Raw genomic sequence first — 22,442 nt, forward strand, 5'->3', positions numbered from 1 at the left:
AGTATTATGGCTTTGTTGGAAAATGAGGTCTTGCCATGGAAAAACGAAATTTACGCGAAAAGTCCCGCATGCGCTTGAACCAATTCATTCAAACGCTGCGGGAAGAAATTCGGTCTGGCCAGCGAAAAGCGGGAGACTATTTGCCATCCGAAAAAGCATTCGCCGAGCAATACAGCCTAAGCAACCAGACGGTGCGCAAAGGCTTGGACGTGCTGGTATCCGAGAAGCTAATAGCCAAAATTCCACGAGTCGGCACCAAAGTCCTCGGACCGTCCGACGATACCGGCGTTACCGTCAAGCTTGGTTTCCATCCTTCCGTTACCCGTGAAGCGGATCTGGAGCAGCTTCTGGCGCTGTTTCACAAGAAATTCCCGGCTATTCGCGTGCAGATGGTTCCTGTATCCAGCAAAAACTACGAATATCTTCACCATTATTTAACGGGCGGCATTATCGATGCCGCCATGATGAACTACACGAATTTTCAAGAGCTTCAGGAAAAGAGCCATATCGATTTGCTGGCACCGCTAAAGCGAGAAGAAGATATTTATTCCTTCTTGTCCGATGCCTTTACGGTCAATGGCTCGCTTCTCGCTCAGCCCTTTATTTTCTCGCCGCTTATTCTTTGCTACAATCGGGAACACTTTCGGGATACGGGCATTCCGGAGCCCGACAGCAGCTGGCAGTGGCCGGATTTGCTAAACTATGCCGCGAGGTTGGCGGTCCCCGGGGAGCGTCTCGGCTTTCACGGCGATCTGCTCTCCTACCACCGCTGGCCGCTGTTCCTGCTGCAGTCCGGATTATCGTTCGAACGCAGCAAGGATGGCAGAATTCGGCTGGCCGGAACGAAAATGATGGAGGCCATTCGCAACTGCGGGACCATGCTGCGCGACATTCCGCATCTATTCACCGGGGTAACGACAGGCGAATCAGAGCGAATGCTGGCCAAGGGCCAAGCTTCCATTATATTGACCAGCTACTTCTATTTAAACTATTTATCGGAGGAGCCGCTGTCGTTCGATGTAGCGCCCGTTCCTCATCTGGGCACCCCTATGACGCTGCTGCTCAATACGGGATTAGCCGTAAGCGGCCGCTCCCCTGTCAAGGAAGCGGCCGTCCAATTGGTCGAGTTTCTTACTTCTTCAGAAGCCCAGCTCGTCATTCGCCGGCAAACCTACAGCTTGCCCGCCCGTAAATCGGCAGCCGAATGGATCGGCGAAGAGTCCAAGTCCGCACCCTCTCGATTCTCGCTGTTTCGAGAAACGATTCCCGGGTTTCGTTATTTCACGGATTTGAGTCTAACGGCTACGGAACTGACCGCGCTCGGTGAAGAGCTCAAGCTGTTCTGGGCCGGCCTGGCGAACGAAGAGGCCTTCTGCCGGCAGGTTGAGCAAGTTGGCCAGCGACTCCCCCCGCCTGAACTCTGATCATTAGATGGCGATAGATAGTGAGTCTAGTCGTCCTACTACTACTCAGACGAAGAAACGCGCGCCTGAATAGACGCGCGTTATAGTAGAATGATGCCGACAAAGTCAATCCACTCTAGAAATCGGAAGCGTTGGCCAAATGGCCTCCGTCCACCAGAACGGTGGTGCCCGTCACGTAGGAAGCTTCCTCGGAAGCGAGGAAGAGGAACACCTGCGCTACCTCCCGCGCTGTACCTAACCGCTTCATCGGCGTGCGGGCTGCCAGCTCGTCGAGGTCCAGCGCCTGCTCCCCGTCTTTTTTCAAATCGCCATTAATTGTTGTATCGATAAAGCCGGGAGCGACTGCGTTAACGCGAATGCCATGAGTCGCAAGCTCTGCCGCCATCGAGCGGGTCAGCAATTCCACCGCGCCTTTGGAAGCATTGTAATGGGCGAGGAATGTGCTTCCCGCCAGACCATTTTTGGACGACATATTGACGATGGCACCGCCTGTTCCCTGTTCCACCATGAGACGGGAAGCCCATTGACTTAAGCGAAACATGCCGCCAACGTTCACATTCATAATCTGGTCCCAGTTAGCGGCGGGAATGTCCAGGAAAGACTCGCGGACAGCGATGCCCGCATTGTTGACCAGAATATCGAGCCCGCCCCATTCCCGGGAAATTGTATCCATGGCGTTCTGCAAGGATGCTTCCTCGCTAATGTCACAGACTGCCGTCCGAATTTGTCCCGCAGGAAGAGCGCTGTCCTCCGCAAGCGAAGACAGCTCCTCTTCTCTGCGATCCAGCACGTAGACCCGGGCCCCTTCGCTAACAAACAGCTCGACAATCGCGCGGCCAATGCCCCGGGCTCCGCCTGTGACGACCGCTCTTTTACCCTTTAGCCGCATCGGCATCCCCTCCGCTCCATCCCAAATAGTTACCGATAAACGTCAAATAAACTTGAGCGGTCCGCTCGAGCTCGCGGATTTCTACGAATTCCGTTTCTCCATGAGCGGAAACTTGATCCGGTCCGTGACACAAAGCAGGAATCCCCCAGGCGTTGACAAATATGCCTGCGTCCGTCACCAGCTTTTTACCTGCCTTGGGCACGGTTTGCCCGCTTATTTCCTGCACCGCTTGCACGAAGGCTTCGACGACCGGACTGTCCTTGTCGATCCGGTAGCCATCCCGAACCTTCTCCATCGCTACCCCGATCTCGATCCGATTCCGATCGGCCAGCGGCTTCAGCAATTCCCGCAGCTCCCGCTCCACCTCCTCGAACCGCTCCTCCGGACCATAGCGTCTTACCCCATCCAGACATGCATGATTCGGCATCTGGTTATAAAATTCCCCGCTGTGCGCCGAACCGACAAAATAGGAGGCCGTGCCAATATCCGCTATGTCCTGTTGCGCCAGCTCCGCATTGCGTCTGTCCAGCTCCTGAATCACTTCGGCCGCAACCGAAATCGGATGGGGCGTGCCAAGCGGAGTATGTAACTGGTGACTCGGCTCTCCCTCCCGCAGAATATCGATGCGAAAAGTGGCGGAGCCCATTTGGGCTACTGTACATTCGGTCGAGGCCCCCTCCATGACGACGACAGCGTCCGCCTCATAATGGTATCGCGCGGTCAGCTCGAGCAGATCTTCCCCTCGTCCGCCCGGGCTTTCGTGAAGACTGTTGGCAATCACCATTAGTTGACCGTTCAATTTCGCGTCGCTTTGCTTGATCACCCGCAGCACTTCGATGATCGCAGCCAAGGAGCCCTTCATATCGCACGTTCCCCGGCCATACAGCCGCTCCCCCTCTATCTTGGCCGGTGTATGGGGCAAAGGAACGACATCCATATGACCGTTGAAAATCAGCCTTTTCCCTTCACTGGGCGGCCCGAAGGTGGCGACCAAGGTAGGATTGCCCGGGTAGAATTCATGCCGTTCGACCCGGCAGCCCACTTCCTCCAGCAGTCTTTGATAATGCTGTGCCACTTCTGCGGTATTGCCGGTTACACTCGGGATACGGACCAGATCCAGCGTATCCTGAACAAGTCTCTTCACATCGAGCAACGATAATAACGACGGTGCCGATTTCATCCTGTGCCTCCTCCCCAAGAAGCTTGTATAAACCTCTCTCTTGTCTTGATTATAGATGCAGCAATATATGAAAAGCTTCCATTCCGTTCCGAAGGAAAGGGCCTCCGAAGCTTCAAACATCATACTCCTTCCACTCCCCCATAAGTGCGCCAGCGATTGTTATCGCCGGGCACCGGGTGCCGCTTCCTCTTCCTGCTCGGTCAGACCGGAAGCTGCGGGATATTCCAGCACCGCTCCCAGAATGTCATAGGGCGATTCGGAATAGCGGCGGTACGCTTCGGCGCATTGCTCAATCGGATAAACCTCTGTTAGCAGCGGGCCCACCTGAAGATCTCCTTCCGCCATCAGACGAATATACTCCTCCATGTTCCGGCCTTCCGTCCACCGCACATAACCGATCGGGTAATCAAAGCCTTCCTTTTCATAAATCGAATCATAACGACCGGGACCCCCCGCTCGGGAAATGAGCACCTGGGCTTCTTTGCTAAACATCAGCTCGCGGGAAAAATCAAGCTTAAGATCTCCCACAACCACTACTTTGCCCCGGTCGCGAATCCATTTAAGCGATTGATCCATCAACTCGCCGGTTTTGCTGCTGGCGCATACAAGAACGGCATCCGCGCCACGTCCGTCCGTCAGCTCTTTCAGCTTCGCCTCTACCTGCTCGTTACTGCGACATACATGGCGGATGCCAAGCTCCTCCGCCTTCCGACAGCGATTCTTTATCAAATCCGAAACGATAACCCGATATCCGGCCGCTTGTGCAATCTGAGCCGTTATTTGTCCCAGGATGCCCGCGCCAATCAGCAGCATCGTTTCTCCAAATTGCAAGGAAGCCTGTCTGAGCGCATGAATCGCAATAGCGCCTAAGCCTACCGTGGATGCTTCCATTAATGATACATGATCCGGAACAGGTACCGCCAAATGCTTGGGAACCGACAGCCATTCCGCATGCTTGACATAAGGAGCTCCATAACAAGCGACCCTCTGCCCGACTTGAATTCCGTCGACATGCTTTCCGACCGCCTTGACCACACCTGCTGCACTGTAGCCTAACACGGTAGGGGATGAATAGCTATGCCCGTTCATCATAATTTCGGTACCTGGACTAATAGCTGAATATTCGGTCTGTACAAGGACACAACCGTCTTCTAACTTCGGCTCGGGAACGTCCCCGGCCTGGATGCTTCCTCCCTGGGATACAACAGCTTTCATGTTTCTCTCCTTCCCTTCTCAACAAAAAAGAAAATCTGCCTATATATATAGGTGGCACTAAAGAAAGCGATCATTCCGTTCCGAAGGAAAGTGCCTCCGAAGCTTCAAACATCTTGTTTTGTATTCCTTTTTTATTGGTTCGGCCTTCGGATGGTAGGAATACAAAGCCAAAACTCGCCCTGGAAGCATCTTTCTTTCTCCTCTTCATGAGCTTTGAAATCTGTAGTTCCATTTATATAGTCTGTTTTTTTCGAACTTTATTCTTTAATAGCTCCGATCATGACGCCTTTAACGAAAAATCTTTGCAGAAAAGGATAAATAACGAGAATAGGCACTGTAGCCACAATGATCGTCGCGTATTTAATCGATTCGCTTATCCGATTGGCCTCGTCAACGTTTACGCTGGATAACATGTTCTGCGCCGAGGATTGAATAAGAATTTCCCTTAAAATCAATTGCAGCGGGAATAGCGATCTATCCTGTAAATAAATCATCGCCCCGAACCAGCTGTTCCAGTGTCCCACCGCATAAAATAAAGTCATTACCGCAATAACGGGCATGGACAAGGGGAGGACAATTTTCCACAACACCTTAAAATCATGCGCTCCGTCAATCTTCGCCGATTCAATCAAGCTGTCCGGAATGGACTGGAAGAAGGTTCTCATCACGATCAGGTTAAACGCGCTGACCGCACCAGGCAGGAGCAATGCCCAGCGGGTGTCAAACAAGCCCAGCTCGCGAATGTTAAGATAAGCCGGGATTAGACCGCCGCTAAAAAACATGGTGAACACAATAAACGCCATGATTATATTTTTACCGTGCAGCCCTTTTCTGGACAACGGGTAAGCCCCCAGTGTAGTCATGATCAGGTTAATGATCGTTCCCACTACCACATAAAAAATCGTGTTGCCATAGGAAGTCCAAATATTATCATCCGAAAAAACCAGCTTGTAAGCATTCAGATTAAAGCCTACCGGGAATAGCTTGACCTGACCCGAAGCGATCGCATAGGCATCGCTGAATGACGAAATCAGGACATACCACATCGGATATAGAAACACTACCGAGCATAATAACAAAAACACCGTATTTAAGCTGTCAAACAGTCTTTCTCCCCAAGTTCTTTTAATAACCAACTTAATGCCCCCTCACCATAAACTGCTCTCGGTCGTTTTTCTACTGATGCGGTTGGCAATCACTAGCAACGAAAAATTGATGACAGAGTTAAAGAGTCCGACGGCTGCAGAGAAGCTATAATCTGCCTCCATAATTCCCCTTCTGTACACAAAGGTGGAGATAACATCAGCCGTATCATAGGTGCCGGGATTGTACAACAGGATGATTTTATCCCAGCCGACGTTCAACAGCGTGCCCACATTCAGAATGAACAGAATTAATACCGTTGGCAGAATGCCCGGAATGGTAATATGCAGCAGCTGCTTCCAGCGCCCCGCACCATCGACGACAGCCGCTTCATACAAGCTCGGATTGATTCCCGACAAGGCCGCCAAATAAATAATCGAGTTCCAGCCGACGCTTTGCCATAGCCCTGAACTGACATAAATCGTGCGGAACCATTCAGGCAGAATCAAAAACTGAATAGGCTCTTTAACCAGTCCAATAGCCAGGAGCAGACTATTAATGATTCCGTCCGGCTTGGAGAAGTCGATGATCATTCCACAGATAACGATCAGGGAAATGAAGTGAGGGAGGTAGGAAATCGTCTGCACGAACGACTTGAACAGCTTTACTCTCAATTCATTTAACAGCAAGGCAAAGGCTATGGAAGCCGGAAAAATAACAATCAAGGAGTAAAAGCTCATCAAAAATGTATTTTTCAACAGACGCCAGAAATAATAGCTTTCAAAAAATCGTTGGAAATGCTTAAATCCTACCCACGGACTATCCCAAATTCCGCGAAAAGGATTAAAATCTTTAAAAGCGATAATCGCGCCATACATCGGCTTATATTCAAAAATAATGAAATAGACGATAACCGGAAGAAGCATCAGGTATAAGTAACGGTTAGCGATTAACGGTTTCAATTTTCTCATCAGCGGCTTTTTCTTAACCGCAGGCCCGGTGCCTCCGATATCTACTTCAGTCGGTGCTGCCATGAAGGTCTCCTTTCCCGGCTGTCCTTCTTTACGAAGGAGGAAGGCTCCCCTAATACAGGGGAGCTCGCCTCTATGCCACAAGCTTTAATCTGTTTTATTACTTTCCTTTAAAACGGTCATAAGCCGATTGATACTTCTCCAGCACTTTTTCAATCTGCATTTTTTGCAGCTGCCCGATCACGTTATCATAGCTATCTACAGGTATACGACCCATAATCATGCCGTTAATGGTTTCATCCACATAAGTGGTAATGTCGGCCATGGCGGATACGACGACATCATTTTCTTCCGTTGTGAACTGAATAGGCGGCAGCTTGGAATCAAAATCGATGTATTTTCCATACAGTTCAAGCGGATTCTCAGTCTGTCCGTTAGCTTGACGGATTTGCTCGGCATAGCGAGGATCAGCGACCGTCGCCCAGCTTCCTCCACCGACTGTATGGTTCAGCAGGGCTTGAGTATTAGTCAGACCATCCTCTGGATGCGTAACTTCTTTCTTGTAGATCGGATCTCCGTTAACCAGATCATAGGACTTGCCCTCCACTCCGAAGTTGTTGAGAATGATTCCTTCTTCGGAATATTGGTAATCCAGCCATTTGATAACTTCCTCAGGATGCTTCGTTTTGGCAGATACAGCCAGACCAATCCCGGCAGCCGGCCAGCGGAAGGAAACGTGTCTTTGATCCCCGTTCGGTCCTTTTGGAGGAATAACTGGAGCAATTTTGAACGTATCATGCTTGCCTTCCATTAATGTAGTAAAGTTACCCATGTACGAACCGGACCAGCCAAACCAGGCTCCTGCCAGATCCGTCGTCACTTTCTCAGTCAAGGATTGGAATGTCGTGTCTACCAAGTAGTTGGTATCCAGCAATTTCTCTTCATAAAGCTTGTTCAAGAAGGCTATCACTTCTTTAAAGCGAGGATCATACGGCCCGTATTTTACTTTGCCATCCTCCACAAAAAAGTCGTATTCTACCCCATAAGCAGGAGCAAACAGCATCATAACGTTCTTAACACTAACGGTAACGAGCGGAATTTCGTCTTGCTTGCTATTTCCATTAACGTCCTGTTCCCGGAACGCTTTAAGCATGTTATACCAATCGTCTACCGTTTCCGGCATTTCCAGACCGAGCTTCTCCACCCAGTCTTGTCTTACCTGCGGGAACATTTGAGTCAGCTCATCGGACTCCAGAACCATATTAGGCAAGTAGAAAATATGTCCATCCGGGGAGGTAATTTGTCCGCGAATGTCGGGATGCTCATCCAAAATCTTTTTAATATTCGGAGCATGCTGGTCAATTAAATCTTCCAGCGGGAGCAGGGCTCCTTGCAGACCATATTTACTGGCTTCTTTATCCCAGGCTTCGTGGAAAATCATGTCCGGAAGCTGGCCGGAAGACATCAACAGGCTGAAGGCTTCTGCACTGGCTTCTGTCGCGTGCTGAAAATTGATATGAACGTTAGTATTTTCCTCCATCTTCTGGAAGGAAAGCTTCTCATTGAAATCTTTACCTCTAAAGTTCCCTCCACTTGGCGACCAGAGGCTGAGATCTAATTTTTTATCGCTAATCGGCAGCTGAAGTCCGCCTACATCCCTTTTATCAGCGGATGACTGGTTATTCTCTGGCTCCGAATTCCCTTCTTTATTGGGTTCATTAGCCTTGCCGCCTGAACAAGCGGACAATACAAGAACGAATACTAATAGGATAGCTAGAATAGGATTGATCTTACTTCTTCTTCTCTCGGCGTTCATAGTTAACCTCCCTTATTCAATAACACACGCATTCCTCTGTTACATCCAGACACTACGAATACATTAGGACATTCAAAAAGCTGGTTATGTATCCACCTCCCCCGCCTAATAAAGTGGAAATCGCTTTCTGAAAAGGGATACATTGATTCCCTCTTGACTTCCATTTCAATAAAAATAGCTATTTTTTACCCTAAACTGATATACAACTGATTTACATAGATTATATTTGCTTCTGTAAGCGGTGTCAATGGGAATTTAACCATTTGGAGATAAAAAAAGAAGCGCTCGCATTTGTAATTGCGATCGCTTCCATTCTGTTTCTGTTGATTTCCTAAGTATTTATAGAGTACATTACAGATTGAATAACGTACATTAAACAACAGGTTAACGACTGCGCGGTTCCGTCATCCATTGGCTTAATACCTTATGCAGTTCTTGTTCATCAATCATGTTAGACCAATAAGCATTCAGACTTTTGCGAAAACTGGTTAACGCTTTAATTGGCAGTCCCAGATCCCGGTGATAATAAAACGATGGAAAAAGCTCTCTATACATCAGGTAACGGGATGGACGGTTGATTTCGCGATTATCTACACTCATCTCGGCGACTTGTTTCCGGGCCGGGATACTGACCGTTTTCTCCCGTATGATGCTCTGGGCTTCAGGAGAGATAAGGAAATCCACTAATTTACGGGCGGCTTCCTTCTCCCGGGAGTTACTGACAACAGCTGCTCCTATTGTAATCAACAGTGTTTTTTGCGGGTCCCTGGTCTTTAAAGTCGGCAGGGGGGCCAGATCATAGTCGAGAGGGAGATGTTTGATTTCGTTCAAATTAAAATAAGTGGTAACAATCATCGATACCTGCTGCTGCTTAAATAGAGGAATCGTCTGATCCTCATGATCTCCAGCCAGGTATTTGGGGAATATCGTATGATTATTCACTAGTTTGCTGTACGTTCTCAGGCTATTGGCTAACTGAGGGTCCAGCGTCCCCTCGCTTTGAACGTTATTCCTCCACTCCAATCCGCTCTGAAGCAAAAAGACGGAATAGCGGTTTTCCGAGGCAGGAACAAAATAGATGGCGTGCCGGCCGCGCTTGGCGGAAAGCTTGGCAGCGGCATCCATTAAATCATCCCAGGTCCAATAGCTGTCAGGCTCGGGCAGGTCGGCTTCCTGAAAATGGGCTCTATTATAGCAAAGCACCACGGGAGAGAAGGAAATAGGGTAAGCCAGCAGCTGGCCCTGATGTATAAACGCTTCATTCGCAATAGGATACAGAGCGTCATCGGCACTCAAGGGCTCCAATAACGGCTCCAATCCGCTCTCCACCATCTCTTGGAATTGCAGGCCATTAAAGGAGACGACATCAAGAATGCCGCTTTCCATCATTTCACCCGCAGATTGGACATGCTCGAAGTTATTTAAAGTAATGGGACGAACCTGAATGCCCGGATTTCCGCGATGAAATTCCAGCAGCAGCTCATCCATCAAAAAATCACTGGTCAAGGATGGGTTCAGGCCAAAATTGATCCGGATTTTCTCCTGGGCCGTTTCCATCACCATGCTGCCTACCCGGTCGATTTTGACAATCAGGCCTTCTTCGACTAACAGCTCCAAACCTCTGCGAACCGATTTATTGCTTAATTGGAACTGCTTGGCTAGCATGCTTTCCGAAGGTAAATAAGATCCGGGCTGACGAACACCGCTTAATATATCCGTCCTCAGCTTGCCCACCAAACGGTCCAATCGCTCTTGAAACGATTGACGACCTGGTTTATTGTTCATGTATAAAACTCCCTAGAATGATAGATTTACATCAGTTATGCTCTATTTTCTCTAAACTTCTATAACCTGTCAACTGGACAGACATTTCTTACATCTCTACGAAGCTGCATCTGCTCTGCTCCATTTTCCATATTATGAGCTTATTTTTTTGTTTATAGAATCTATCCATCGGATGACCATCTGACATATCCTATCTCTTCCACCAACTGTTGGCCTTGAGGTCCCTGCATCCATTCCAAAAAAGGAGCGATCGTCGTTTTGGAGTTATCCCTCAAAGTAATGGCATATAAAGTGGCGGTGAAGGGATAGGCCCCGCTGGAAATATTGTCCGCATCCGGCTCTACCCCATCGATGGCCAGGAATTTAATGTTGATTTTTTGGTTCATTCCCGTTGCAAAAAAACGAAAGGAAAAACCAAGAGCATTCTCATAGTTTCTATAATCGGCCACTTGCTCCAGAATTCCGCCCATTCCGCGTGGAACCTCTTCCTTGAGAGGAGTCATGATCGGGGTGTCCCCCATAATCTTTTCCAACAAGGTTTGGCTTCCCGAGTTTTTGGGGCGTTGAAAGGCAACGATCTTATCATCGGCACCACCTACATGCTTCCAGTTCTGAATCTTGCCGGAATAAATCTCCTTAATCTCGGACACCTGCAAGCTCTCAATCGGATTATTCGGATTGACAAAGAATACGAACGCTTCTTTTCCAATCGGAGTCATGATCAGCTCGCGTCCGTGCTCTTCAGCCATCTTTAATTGCTCTGCCGAAGGCTCGGCCCCGAAATAAATATCGACCTCGCGGTTCAATAAACGTTCATAGGCGTATATCGTATTCGTAAAGGTGATGAGCTTCTCGTTCGACTCCCCCATCCCCACCCGATCATATGCCGCTTGGGCAAAAGCGGAGTATACCGGGAAGGCCGCTTCGGCTCCATCCAATACAGGCATGTCCTTCGGATTGTCAATCTGGAAGGTTGCCGGCCCAGCCAGCCGTGGCAATTGATTATCGGGATTAGTGATATCATAGGGCCATAAATCTGTACTGGAGTAGCCCCCGCCATATTTAAATCCATAGGAAGGGAGAACGGTTTGACTGCGCTGCCACTGGACGGCGCCTCCCACTCCCAGCGCCAGGATCAAGATGACGAGAAACCCGAGCGACGCATATCTGGGAATGGCGACCTTGGAGGTGCGATTTCTTTCTGTCAAGAAGAAGCAGATGAGAAACGAGAGATTATAGCTGAGCGGCGCTAATAAATATACGATTCCGGGTTTGATAAAAGAGCCGATGAAGTTAATGGGAAGAAACGGGAGCTGCAGTAAGACGTACCATCCCCAGACGGGGCTTCCATAAAAACCACCGCTGGTAAGCATAAGCACGGACCATAACACGGCGGTATAGGTCAGGGGGAAAATAACAGGCCCATACCTCATAGCCGGGGTATCTGGAAGCTGTCTTCCCTTGGCAGCAAATATGCCGGCAAATATTCCGCAGATGAACAGCGTAGCGGCAGCCGCGATAGTAAAATTAATTTCGAATGTCGCCCATGACAAGGCAGTCAGCGAAACGATGAATGGAATGACACCGCAATAGAACAATAAGATGAGGAGGATATGCCCCATCTTTATCCGCCCCCTTTTCTATTTCGAGAGATTGTGCAAAAAGCTCCCCTGTGAATCACGAAACCGATTCAATATTGAACCGGGCACTCTATGTGTTCGACACATTGGGACAATTTCCCTTCCCTCAAATTAAGGTGCAGAAATGCACTTCAACTCTATAGTTTTTGCCTATTTTGAGATTAAGGTGTAAAAATACACTCTATTTCCCATATTTCCTTGAAATGGACGATTTCGCCCATTTTAAGGTGTACTTTTGCACCCCGATTGTCCAAACAAGGTAAAACACCAATATTAAGAGGTACTATTGCACTTCAATTGTACAAATGGGGCGAATACTGTCTGCTCCGCCTTACTCATGATCAAAAAGAAGACCGCCTATTGAAAAGGCGGATCATTCAACTATTGTACGTAAGCTGAATACGTATGTTTCACTTTAGCGATTTCACCATAGTATAATAGCTGCTGCCAGGAGGGTAATCCTTAATTTCACCTACGACCTTATACTGCTGCATTTCATAAAAAGTACGTGCTTGAAATTCAAAGGTAGTTAGCAGTGCTTTGTTCGCGCCTTTCTCCTTTGCAATGGTCTCTACTTTATTAAGCAAGAGCCGCCCTAAACCCATCCCACGGCATTCTTCTCCGAGCCAGAAGTCGTTAATTTCAACCCAATCCCAATAGACTTCTGCAGAAATTCCTCCGACCCACTGTTCATCGTCGCCCGATACAATGATGTTAATCGGATGAACTGAATCTTCTTTTCTTATCTTGCTGTGATGAGGTGAATGTTTGTCATTGTAATCTCTAATCATTTGTTTTAGGAAACTTGCAAACTCATTATTGTGTTCCAAAGAAACGTCAATGGAATAGTTCATTGTTTCTCCCCATTTGTTGTTCTTATTAAAACAACCTTTTTTTCGCGAAAAAATGTTGTTCTTGCATTGAGCTTGATTTCTATACGAAAAAACAACCAGCAATTAATACCGTTGGACCGCTACTACATTGCTTCTGTTGGGGCTGCGGACGATTTTCCATCATGCTTGATCAGCAGCAAAAACAGCAGGGCCAGCAGCATGCTGCCGGAAGCGCAGAAGAACAAGGAGCCGTAGCCGAACTGGTCAATAATCAGACCGAGCAGCGGCGGTGAGGAGATGGCCGCCAGCGAGGAGACCAGGTAATACAAGCCCGTTCGGGTCCCGATGCTTCGTTCGCTTCCCGTGGATACGACAAACGGATAAGAGTTAATGTTAATGCACGCCCAGCAAATCCCTCCGAGCGCCAGCAAGGTACGGAGCATCAACACCGTGTCGATTAGCGGAATAGCGGCGAATACGAGAATTAGGCCGCACACACCGATGATAATCATCGTCTTCTTGCCGAATCGGTTGCCCAGCCAGCCGCTTGGAATCGCGAATAATACAAAAAACAACGAAAAGAACGTTAACGAGAAGGCCGATACACTCTCCTCCAGCCCCATATGATGCTTTCCATATAACGTGAATAGCGCTTCGACGCCTTGATACGACACGAACCAGAAAAAAATCGCCGCCAGCAGCATGACGGTCGTGCGATCTAATTCCCCGAGCAGCTTGACCCGCTGATTATCGGTCGCTACCGGAACAATCAGATCGCGTTTTTCCTTAATGGTGCGGAACAAAATGAACATCGAAAGCAAGGTAACCGCAGCCGCAGCGACAAACGGGAATGAAGGATTCGCCTTGTACAAAACAGACCCGCCGCCGAACGCAATAATCGCTCCGACTCCGCCCATGAAATTAATAATGCCGTTTGCTTTCGTCCGATGAGCTTCTGGTGTAATATCCGGCATCAAAGCAATCGTCGGCGACCGATAAAGACTCATCGCGAGGTTCATCAGCATCATGAATAACACTAGCGTGAAGAGATTGGTATGAAACGGAATAAGAATGACGAACAACGCGGCTAACGGCATACCGATCAGAAGATAAGGCATTCGTCTGCCAAATCGGGATACGGTCCGGTCACTGCGATTTCCGATCCACGGCTGCAGAAACAAGGCGAAATAATTGTCTATCGTCATCATAAATCCGATTAGTGCGGTGCTTTTCAGAAAGGGATCGAGAAAGAACGGAACAAAGGCATTATAGAGCGACCACGTGATGCTAATGCTAAAAAAACCAAAGCCTAGCAACCACGTTTTCTTCATTCGTTCCTCGCCTCCGTCTCCTTCAACAGCTCTGCCAGACGATCGGGATAATCGGTAATAATGCCGGATACCCCGGCATCCAACAATCTGCGCATATGGGCCGGGTCATTGACGGTGAACGGATGATACGCTATTCCCCGTTCCGCCGCCTGGGCTACCCATTCCGGGATGACGGCATAATGATACGCATGAAGCGCGCTGGCACCGATCCGCGCTGCATAGTCCCACGGCTCATACAGGCCTTCCATATATAAAATACCGGTCCGCATCTCCGGAGCCAATTGCTTGCAGTGTACCAAGGAATAATGATTAAAGCTGGAGATGATGACCTGATCACTCATGCCGAACCGACGAGTGCAGGCTATAACGGCTTCCTCTAAACCGGGATACAGAACAACTCCATTCTTCAGCTCCAGATTTACCTGCACCGAATAGGGTTTAACCAGCTCGAACAACTCTTCCAGAGTCGGAACACGCTCCTCCTTGAACGCCGGATCGAACCAGGACCCCGCATCCAGCTCCCGCAGCCTATCCAGTGTTATATCCTTGACAAGCATAGGCGAACCGGTCGTCCGCTTCAGTGACTCATCATGAATCAGCACCAAATGACCGTCCGCCGTCATTTGGACATCGGTTTCAATCGCCGTGGCACCGAGCTCCATACTGCGCTGGAAAGCGGCTATCGTATTCTCCGGGCAGTACCCGGACGCCCCTCTATGGGCAATATTCAAGACCGATCTCAACTTGCAGGCCTCCGTTCCAGTAATAAGGTTTGCAATAATTATACAACAGATCAATCCCGGAATGATCCGATTTATTGTAAAATTTTATCAAAAAAACAACTCGGTTCATTTGGAATATTTCTGCTAAATTGAATCGAATATTTAGTGCTAGAAGAGAGCTTGCCACAGGATGAACTCGTTGGGGCAAATTTTCAATATAATAAAAAGCGCCAATGAAGAAGATACAACTACTTTCTTCTCCATCGGCGCAAATCCGCCCATTTATTCCAAAACCATCAAATACTGCTCGTAGATCGTCTGAAAACCCTCTTTAACCAGCAAATCTATCAAAGTTTTATTAGCCATCGATAAATTGTGAGTTTGACGTGCCCGGTCGTGATTCGCGGGGCCGTACAGTCGGGACAACAAGACACGAAATACGGATTCCGCATCGGAATGGGAGGGGGCGGCTTCACATTGATACAAAACCGTTGACGTCCATCGCCCATATTCATCGATGATGTCCTTATATAGAGCGTAACCAACAGGTTCATCGGAGGAGTCGGTAACGATCAAGCTGTTGCTTTCTTTCAAGTTATGCCACTGGCTCTCCCATGCCGCATCCCGACGGTAAAAAGACAAGGAAGCCGCTTCCCACGGTTTTCCTTGGCGCAAAGAATAAAGGGCCTGCCCGTCGGAGGCAAAAGCTCGGGAACTCATCTCCCCATTCCTCTTCATCCCTATGATTTGGTCAGCTATGCGAAATCCCGCATTGCGATAAGCGCCTATCGCACTTTTATTGTCCGTGATCACTTCAAGGTAGGCGCGGTCTATCTTCTGATCCCGGATAATTCGTTCCACTTCTTTCATCATTTGCTTGCCAATGCCCTTCCCCCGGTGATCGATGGCTATGCCGGTTCCTCCGTTCCAGGCCAGTGTCTCTCCGCGTACCGACTTGACAGCCAAGAGCACAAAACCGATCGGACGGCCGTCGGACCAAGCGACAACGGAGTGCTCCGGCTGGATATGGTGCTCGCCCATCCGTGCAATCGTTTGATAGATATTGCGAGACATATCACTAAAGTACCCTTCAAAGCCGTCATTCCATAACTGCGTCGCCTCTTCAAACGTACATTCATGAAGCCTGCCCAGCCCAATGTTTGAGGGTTCCATATCATCCCGCCTTTACCTAATGGTCGTCTGGTATATCAGTCATATTTTTCCATCCACTAAATTATAACCTATCTATCGCTAAAACCGTAACGTTTTCTTTATGCACATACCAAATTTGGATTCTATGCTTTCCTAATCAACCGATATTTTCATTACGTCATTGTATGCTTTTCTGTAATGCATCCCTTCTATGAGAAGAGACTCTGGCTCGGTTGTGGTGTCGAATAATAAAGTGCGCTCCTTCCATTGTCTTCCGTCTTCCTGACTGGTCTGGAATTGATTTATAGTCGTTTTTAAAGGAATGATCCCGCTTGGCGTCTCTATGGATACCCCGTCAAGCATTACGTCATTTTCGGTAGCGATCGTTATTTCAACTCCTTGTGAAGTCGTTGACACGTCCTTCACCCATAATTCCTTGCCGTCAAGCGAAATCGGCTCATCGCCAATAGAGGCGAGGGCAAGCTTGGCGTCCAGCTTTTGATATCCGACAAAAGTTTGTACGACTAGTTCCAGTGATTCCAGCTGTTCCGGCAAGACATCATAGCGAATGTCAAACTTGAATCCTCCGCCTCCAAATAAAGATTGGCTGCCGCCCCCCATTAATTGTACAGGGGTCCCATTAGCAATTAACTCTACTCCTTCCAGCGGGAAATCGATTCTGTCAAAGTTTTTGACATTCAACGTTCCTTCGACCACGGTCAAAGTTGGTGTGGCCGTTATGGAATCGAATGTGACGCTCCCTTTATCGACTTTTATCGTCTTCTTGATGGATTGTTTAATCACCGTCTGCATGGCTTGGTTAGGATTATAAGGAAAAGAGAGGTTTTCTTCTGTCATCTGGCCGTCCTCTAGCTGCTGCCAATAATGTAACGTTAATTTTTTGGAAAAAGGACTGACCGGTTCGAAGGACTTCATCCCTTTAATCTCCGTCTGATTCTCATTAATGAGCGACGTACCGCTTACTGCCCTGGAGCTCGTTAAAAAACCGGTTATTTCTGAAGGTCTAAAAAGATCGCCCTGGCTCTCATCTATCCCATTAGGATTGCTCAAGGTATAGTACATAACCAACTGATTGGCATCCGTCATAATCCCGTTAATGGTGAGTATCGTTCCGTCATGCAACTCTGTCTGTTTTTCAATAATTTGTCCCATGCCTTCCTCATTTCGTTCTTTCAAAGTTCCATCCATCACTTCATCAAATCCAAGCAGCTTCTTGCCATAGAAAGCAAAGCCGTTGTAATGATAACCAACCGTGATCATAAATAATAAGGAAACCGCTGTTATCTTCCAAATAGGCGCTATTCGTTTCGTTCTTTTTGGGGGAGTAGACTCCAGAGCACTTCTTAATCTCTGTTCCAATTCTTCTGGCGCGGTTATAGAGTCTGTGCGCTTCTTCTCGTCAGCCAACCGTTCCTCGATGTTATTCATCAACATCCCCCCTATAAAGATCTCTTAGCTTTTTCAAGCCTTGAAAGACTCTTGATTTAACGGTCCCGAGCGGAACCTGGGTCATATCGGCTATCGTTTGGTAATCGAGATCGTGAAAATATTTTAACTGGATCGCTTCCTTTTGATGCTCATTTAAATGCAGCAGCAGCTGCCGGATATCCATTTGTTGATCGCTCCTGATATAAGGATCGCTGGTCAAGGCATGACCTGGTATGCTCCCCTCCGCACAATTCCAATCCTCTAATAGCACCAGCTTGTTCTGCTTATGGAGCAACGTTCTACAACAATTGACCAGAATCGTTTTACTCCAGCTGTAAAAAGCTTCTACGTTCCTGAGCTGATCAATACTCTCGTATACCCTGACGATCATTTCCTCCATCGCATCCATCGCATCGTGCGTATTCCCCGTATAGGTGAAAGCGAGCCTATAATAAACATCTTTTTCAGCCATAATTAATTGAAGTAATGCTTCTTTATTTCCCTTTTTTGCTTTCTTCGCCAATCGAGCTACGTTCATGCCTTCACCTCTCTCCCTTATAAGAATAACGAGCGTGAAAAAAAGTTCATTTTTTGTAAAAAATTTTTGGTTTCAAAACCATAATTAGTCCTTCACAGGTTAAATGGAATTTCAGTAGTTAGTTTTTGCTTTATCCGCTAGATGGCTGGACTTACTGGAAAATCTACATTTAAAAATGATGGAATGGATGGATTGGCTAGATTTTATCCGAACTAGCTGGAGGTTTTCCAGTTAGTCTACAAAATTCGTCAGATCTGACTAAATGACCTACATAAAATCCAGTTAGTTTAGCGTGAGAAGGAAGTCAAGCACTGATCATAGCTTTCCGGCTGATTAATATCGCCTGCCAAAATCCGTCATTAAAAAGAGCAGGAACATTGCGCTCCTGCCCTTCTTCAGTATTCCGATTTGAAATGTTCAACTTCTGCGGATGATCCAGCCTCCATTTAATTAGCCGGGAAATTGCTCCAAGGCCACTGGTTCTCCTCGTCTCCCTTGACCCACTGGACTGCAGCCACTCTCCTACCCCTCTCCCCTTCTGCTCTCTTTTGGATAGGAATGCCTCGGACAGCTCTGCGGAAATTCCTGCGATTGTACAGGAAACCAGGCTGTGCCTGTTTGCAGCTGCTTTCCTGCAAAACTGCAGGTTTTTACCGCGATTGGCCCGTATCTGGACCGTTCCACGCAAAAAGGATGCACATTCGCAGGAATTTCCAATTGATACAAAGAAACAAGTTAAACATTCCTGCATGATTGCAGGAATTGCCTACGTTGCTTTAAAGATGGCGGGGGAACAGGGTGGCTGTTCCGGGCCGCGTTTGGCCAAAAGCACCGTCCGCTGTTTCAAGCTTCAGCCGGATAGGTGCGCCACCCTATCTTTTTTCACAGCTTCCGGAACATATCTTGAAAAATCGCATCCCGCCGCACATTCCAAACATACCGGATGAGATGCCTGGCCTGATCAGACTCCCAACGGAAATCATCGGTGAGGACCGGGCTGGGGACCAGGGAGCTTTCGGTCCAGCTTTCATTGTTAAGATAACCAATGTTCGCGATGTCCCAGATGACCCTTGTGTAACCAAAATGATCATCATGACAGCGTTTGTAGGTTTCGTATAAATAGCGGCCGACTGTCCCCTTGTCTTGGACGTAGTCGCGAATCTCCGACAGGGAGGTCAGCAGGTGCGAAGACACCCCCATGCAAGGAATGAGCACCAACGGCACACCGCTGTTTAGAATCACTCTGGAGGCTTCCAGATCCTGGCGCAAATTAAATTCTTTCGTATCCGGCCAATGAAGCGCATGCCCTCCTAACCAAACTACCACTATCTTCTCGATAATTCGTGGTTCCAGCAAAATCGCCGAGGCAACGTTCGTAATAGCTCCAATAGCCACAACGTACAAGGGCTCGTCATCCTCCGTGCTCAGGGCCCGCTCTACCAGGTCTAAGGCGGCTTTGCTTACGATCGGTGCATTCGCATCGGTTAAGTACGCATCTGATCCCCGAAAAATCGGGACCTCTCCTTCTCTTCCGAGCACTGCCATAATTTTATGCAGTTCCTCATAGCTTTTTTCCATCCCGTCTTGCGGTCCGTCGGAAAGCTCGTTATGAAAAGGCGCCGCATATAAAGCTTCAATCTGCATTCTTTCGGGAGATTGCATAGCATAGATGACGGCGAACTGATCGTCGATTTCATTATAAGTGTCCGTATCGATGACCACTCGCACTTTGTCTTTGGGATAACTTAGTCTTAGAAGCCGCTTTTCCGCAGATAATGGAGGTTGGATCAATGTTAATCACTCCTTTACATTCTTGGTCTTGCACAACGTTAGCAAGGATAACGCCGGAACCACTACGACAATGGCCAGAGAGCGAACAACACCACGTTCCATAAGGCAACAGGCACCGAAGTCAAATCGCATTTTAGGTTGAGACCACAGATTGGGTGGAACCCGTCTAACTTTCTAATCGGCCACCAAAAGTATCTGTTATTTTTAAATATAACTAATTTATAAAAAAACTACTATGGCAAAAAAGAGATTGTCTGCATATTATTCTAGTCTGTCATAAGTGCATCATAAACCCATATTAGGCCATAGTCTTTGCCGGTTAAATAAATGGTTCCCCTCTCTTTGCTTTATTATGGAAAAAAACATTTACACCAGATAACAATTATATTATCATTGACAATATTATTGATGATAATATATAAAAAGGTGAGACAATGAACATTCAGAACGTCATTTTAGGTTTTTTATTGGACGGTCCCATGACGGGATATGATCTCAAAGGCAAGTTCGATGAGTCGGTTTCTTATTTTTTTGAAGCCACCTTTAGCGGGATTTATCCGGCCCTCAGAAAAATGGAGAGCGAAGGACTGGTCATCAAGGAAGTCTTGCTTCAGGAGGGGAAGCCGAATAAGAATGTATTCGCCATTACGGACAAGGGGCGCACAGCGTTCGCAGATTATTTGGCGTCGCCGGTGGCGCAGAGCGTTCAGCGCTCCGATCTGCTTTTGCGCATCTTTTTTGGCTCCCATTGCTCGGAAGAGCAAATCGTGAAGTGGCTCACGCAAGAACAAGCGCGGCTTCAAGACGGTCTTGCCCATCTATTGGCAATGCAGGAGGCGCTGCTCAAGGACCCGGAGACGGATCCCTTCCGGCTGAAGACGTTATCGTTCGGCATGGAGCAGCTTCGGTTAAGCTTGCAATGGATCGATAACGAATTGTCCAATCACCCCCAAGGGGATAATCGTCATGATCGATAAACAGCTATTAAGCTTAAGCGCAGCGGAAATGGCCAGAGGAATTCGACACGGCCAGTGGACCTCGGAAGCGTTGGTGGAGGCGCACATCGAACGGATGATGGAGGTCAATCCGCTCCTGAATGCGGTAGTCTTTCCCATGTTCGAAGAGGCTCGACAATCGGCGAAAGAAGCGGACCGCAGGGTGGAAAGCGGAGAAGAACTGGGACCCTTGCATGGAGTGCCGATTACCGTTAAGGAATCGTTGGACATAGCCGGAACTCCAAGCACATGGGGGCTGCCGAGCCGCCGCGGACAAAGGTCGCAAGAGGATGATCCGAGCATCGCCCTGTTAAAGCAGGCGGGCGCCATCGTGCTGGGAAAAACGAATGTGATGCAGCTATTGATGGGGAGTGAGTCCGTCAATCCGTTGTACGGGAGAACTTGCAATCCTTGGCGTCCGGAGGAGCGTTCTTCCGGAGGAAGCAGCGGAGGCGAGGCGGCCATTATCGCTGCGGGCGGATCTCCGCTTGGGCTTGGCACCGATGTAGGAGGCAGCGTTCGCACACCGGCTCACTATTGCGGAATACATGCTCTTAAGCCTACGCCCGGCAGGGTGCCTGCGAAGAAGCCGGAGGGGATCGTACACGTTCTCCCGGAGGCGGCGGCGATGTCAAGCATAGGCCCGATGGCGCGGCGTGTAGAAGACCTTGCTTTGGCGATGCAGGTCATTTCTACGGCAGAGACGCTTAAGCGAGCCCCCATTCAGATGAGCGTCAACGGAGTGAAGGGCTTGCGCGTAGGGTTCTGCACGACTGATGGCCTGCTCGCTCCTTCTCCTGCAATTCAACGAGCGGTGCGCGATGCTGCCGCCGTTTTGCATCGATGCGGAGCTGAGGTGCGGGAATTCGTACTGCCGGATCCGGAGATTGCTCTGCATCATTTTTATGCGTTACTATCGGCGGGAGGGGCGGAAGGAATCGAGGAGACCGTCAGAACGGATGAAATGGCGGCACAAATCGCCGGCATTCGCCGGTCATTCGGGATGTCCGTCCGCAAGAAGCGTCTTGTATCCCTCGTCCTTCGCTTGCTTGGACAGAAACTGGCTGGATCTCATCTCATTCCCTACTTGGGTAAAAAGACGGTCGGGGAACTGCAACGATTGGTATCGCAAAGAGAAGGGTATCGGCAAAGATTTCTTCAGGAAATGGAACGGCAGCAAATCGATGTGTTGATTGCTCCTCCTTTCCCGGTTCCCGCAATACAGCATGACTTATCGTTGGAGATGAATTTTGAAGGTTCGTATGCTCTGTTGTATAACTATTTGGGCATGCCTGCCGGCGTCGTCAGCACGACGGCCGTTCGTCCTGATGAGACGTGGAACATCGCGCCGGACGTAGGCAAGGATAGAATGGTTCAAGCGGCTTCGAGAGCGGATCATAACAGCAGCGGTCTGCCCGTGGGTGTACAGGTAGCCGCGCGGCCGTGGCGGGAAGACTTGGTGCTGACGGTGATGGAATGTTTGGAGAAAGAGAATGCCGTTGCGCCAGAGTACCCTGTTGGGAAACTCGTACATGGACCGCTTTTGACTTAAATTTGATTTTTCTAAAAGGTAAGGAATGTCAAAAGAACAACCACCGCCGACTTTGAATCGTCGACAGTGGTTGTTT

18 protein-coding genes are annotated in these 22,442 nt (G+C 48.5%); 3 read left to right on the top strand and 15 right to left on the bottom strand.

The features are described from left to right. Nucleotides 1–35 precede the first annotated feature (35 nt). Entirely contained in the window at nt 36–1,424 is a 1,389-nt protein-coding gene (locus tag KJS69_RS12870) for an extracellular solute-binding protein (protein ID WP_213584181.1), read from the top strand. A 115-nt stretch (nt 1,425–1,539) separates the two neighbouring features. Here the strand turns inward: KJS69_RS12870 and KJS69_RS12875 are convergent, their stop codons facing one another. The 15 genes from KJS69_RS12875 to KJS69_RS12945 form a co-directional block, all read right to left on the bottom strand. After that, nucleotides 1,540–2,313 (bottom strand): SDR family NAD(P)-dependent oxidoreductase, encoded by a 774-nt coding sequence (locus KJS69_RS12875; RefSeq protein WP_213584182.1) that lies wholly within the window; start codon nt 2,311–2,313, stop codon nt 1,540–1,542. Next, on the bottom strand, nt 2,297–3,493 hold the full coding sequence (locus KJS69_RS12880; protein ID WP_213584183.1) for a M20 family metallopeptidase: 1,197 nt from the start codon (nt 3,491–3,493) through the stop codon (nt 2,297–2,299). The genes KJS69_RS12875 and KJS69_RS12880 overlap by 17 nt, the downstream gene beginning before the upstream one ends. A 159-nt stretch (nt 3,494–3,652) precedes the next feature. Continuing rightward, the gene (locus tag KJS69_RS12885) at nt 3,653–4,708 is read right to left on the bottom strand and encodes a zinc-dependent alcohol dehydrogenase (protein ID WP_213584184.1); all 1,056 of its coding nucleotides are present in this window, start codon (nt 4,706–4,708) and stop codon (nt 3,653–3,655) included. Between the two features lie 257 nt (nt 4,709–4,965). Continuing rightward, a complete protein-coding gene (locus KJS69_RS12890; protein WP_213584185.1) occupies nt 4,966–5,844 on the bottom strand; it encodes a carbohydrate ABC transporter permease in 879 nt (292 codons plus the stop codon). 12 nt (nt 5,845–5,856) lie between these two features. After that, nucleotides 5,857–6,825 (bottom strand): ABC transporter permease, encoded by a 969-nt coding sequence (locus tag KJS69_RS12895; protein ID WP_213584186.1) that lies wholly within the window; start codon nt 6,823–6,825, stop codon nt 5,857–5,859. 97 nt (nt 6,826–6,922) lie between these two features. After that, entirely contained in the window at nt 6,923–8,578 is a 1,656-nt protein-coding gene (locus KJS69_RS12900) for an extracellular solute-binding protein (RefSeq protein WP_213584187.1), read from the bottom strand. A gap of 384 nt (nt 8,579–8,962) precedes the next feature. Continuing rightward, on the bottom strand, nt 8,963–10,363 hold the full coding sequence (locus tag KJS69_RS12905; protein ID WP_213584188.1) for an extracellular solute-binding protein: 1,401 nt from the start codon (nt 10,361–10,363) through the stop codon (nt 8,963–8,965). 161 nt (nt 10,364–10,524) lie between these two features. Continuing rightward, nucleotides 10,525–11,985, bottom strand: a complete 1,461-nt coding sequence (locus KJS69_RS12910; RefSeq protein WP_213584189.1) for a PstS family phosphate ABC transporter substrate-binding protein — start codon at nt 11,983–11,985, stop codon at nt 10,525–10,527. A 428-nt stretch (nt 11,986–12,413) separates the two neighbouring features. Then, nucleotides 12,414–12,857, bottom strand: a complete 444-nt coding sequence (locus tag KJS69_RS12915) for a GNAT family N-acetyltransferase (protein WP_213584190.1) — start codon at nt 12,855–12,857, stop codon at nt 12,414–12,416. Between the two features lie 122 nt (nt 12,858–12,979). Then, nucleotides 12,980–14,167, bottom strand: a complete 1,188-nt coding sequence (locus tag KJS69_RS12920) for an SLC45 family MFS transporter (protein ID WP_213584191.1) — start codon at nt 14,165–14,167, stop codon at nt 12,980–12,982. Then, nucleotides 14,164–14,910: a glycerophosphodiester phosphodiesterase gene (locus KJS69_RS12925; RefSeq protein WP_213584192.1), complete on the bottom strand. Its 747-nt coding sequence runs from the start codon at nt 14,908–14,910 to the stop codon at nt 14,164–14,166. Before KJS69_RS12925 ends, KJS69_RS12920 begins: the two co-directional genes overlap by 4 nt. 261 nt (nt 14,911–15,171) lie before the next feature. Next, nucleotides 15,172–16,062, bottom strand: coding sequence for a GNAT family N-acetyltransferase (locus KJS69_RS12930; RefSeq protein ID WP_213584193.1), 891 nt, complete (start codon nt 16,060–16,062; stop codon nt 15,172–15,174). A 132-nt stretch (nt 16,063–16,194) separates the two neighbouring features. Continuing rightward, nucleotides 16,195–17,490, bottom strand: coding sequence for a DUF4179 domain-containing protein (locus KJS69_RS12935; RefSeq protein ID WP_213584194.1), 1,296 nt, complete (start codon nt 17,488–17,490; stop codon nt 16,195–16,197). Continuing rightward, nucleotides 17,483–18,028, bottom strand: coding sequence for a sigma-70 family RNA polymerase sigma factor (locus tag KJS69_RS12940; protein WP_213584195.1), 546 nt, complete (start codon nt 18,026–18,028; stop codon nt 17,483–17,485). Before KJS69_RS12940 ends, KJS69_RS12935 begins: the two co-directional genes overlap by 8 nt. 882 nt (nt 18,029–18,910) lie before the next feature. Beyond that, a complete protein-coding gene (locus KJS69_RS12945; protein ID WP_213584196.1) occupies nt 18,911–19,819 on the bottom strand; it encodes a nucleoside hydrolase in 909 nt (302 codons plus the stop codon). Nucleotides 19,820–20,253: 434 nt separating this feature from the next. Here KJS69_RS12945 and KJS69_RS12950 point away from each other — a divergent pair, with 434 nt between their 5' ends. Together KJS69_RS12950 and KJS69_RS12955 are read left to right on the top strand one after the other, a co-directional pair. Beyond that, complete coding sequence (locus KJS69_RS12950; protein ID WP_213584197.1) at nt 20,254–20,796, top strand: PadR family transcriptional regulator; 543 nt, start codon at nt 20,254–20,256, stop codon at nt 20,794–20,796. Continuing rightward, nucleotides 20,786–22,366 (top strand): amidase, encoded by a 1,581-nt coding sequence (locus KJS69_RS12955; protein WP_213584198.1) that lies wholly within the window; start codon nt 20,786–20,788, stop codon nt 22,364–22,366. The genes KJS69_RS12950 and KJS69_RS12955 overlap by 11 nt, the downstream gene beginning before the upstream one ends. Nucleotides 22,367–22,442: the final 76 nt, after the last annotated feature.

Origin of the sequence: Paenibacillus sp. J2TS4 (assembly GCF_018403245.1) — a bacterium.
Classification (GTDB): domain Bacteria; phylum Bacillota; class Bacilli; order Paenibacillales; family NBRC-103111; genus Paenibacillus_L.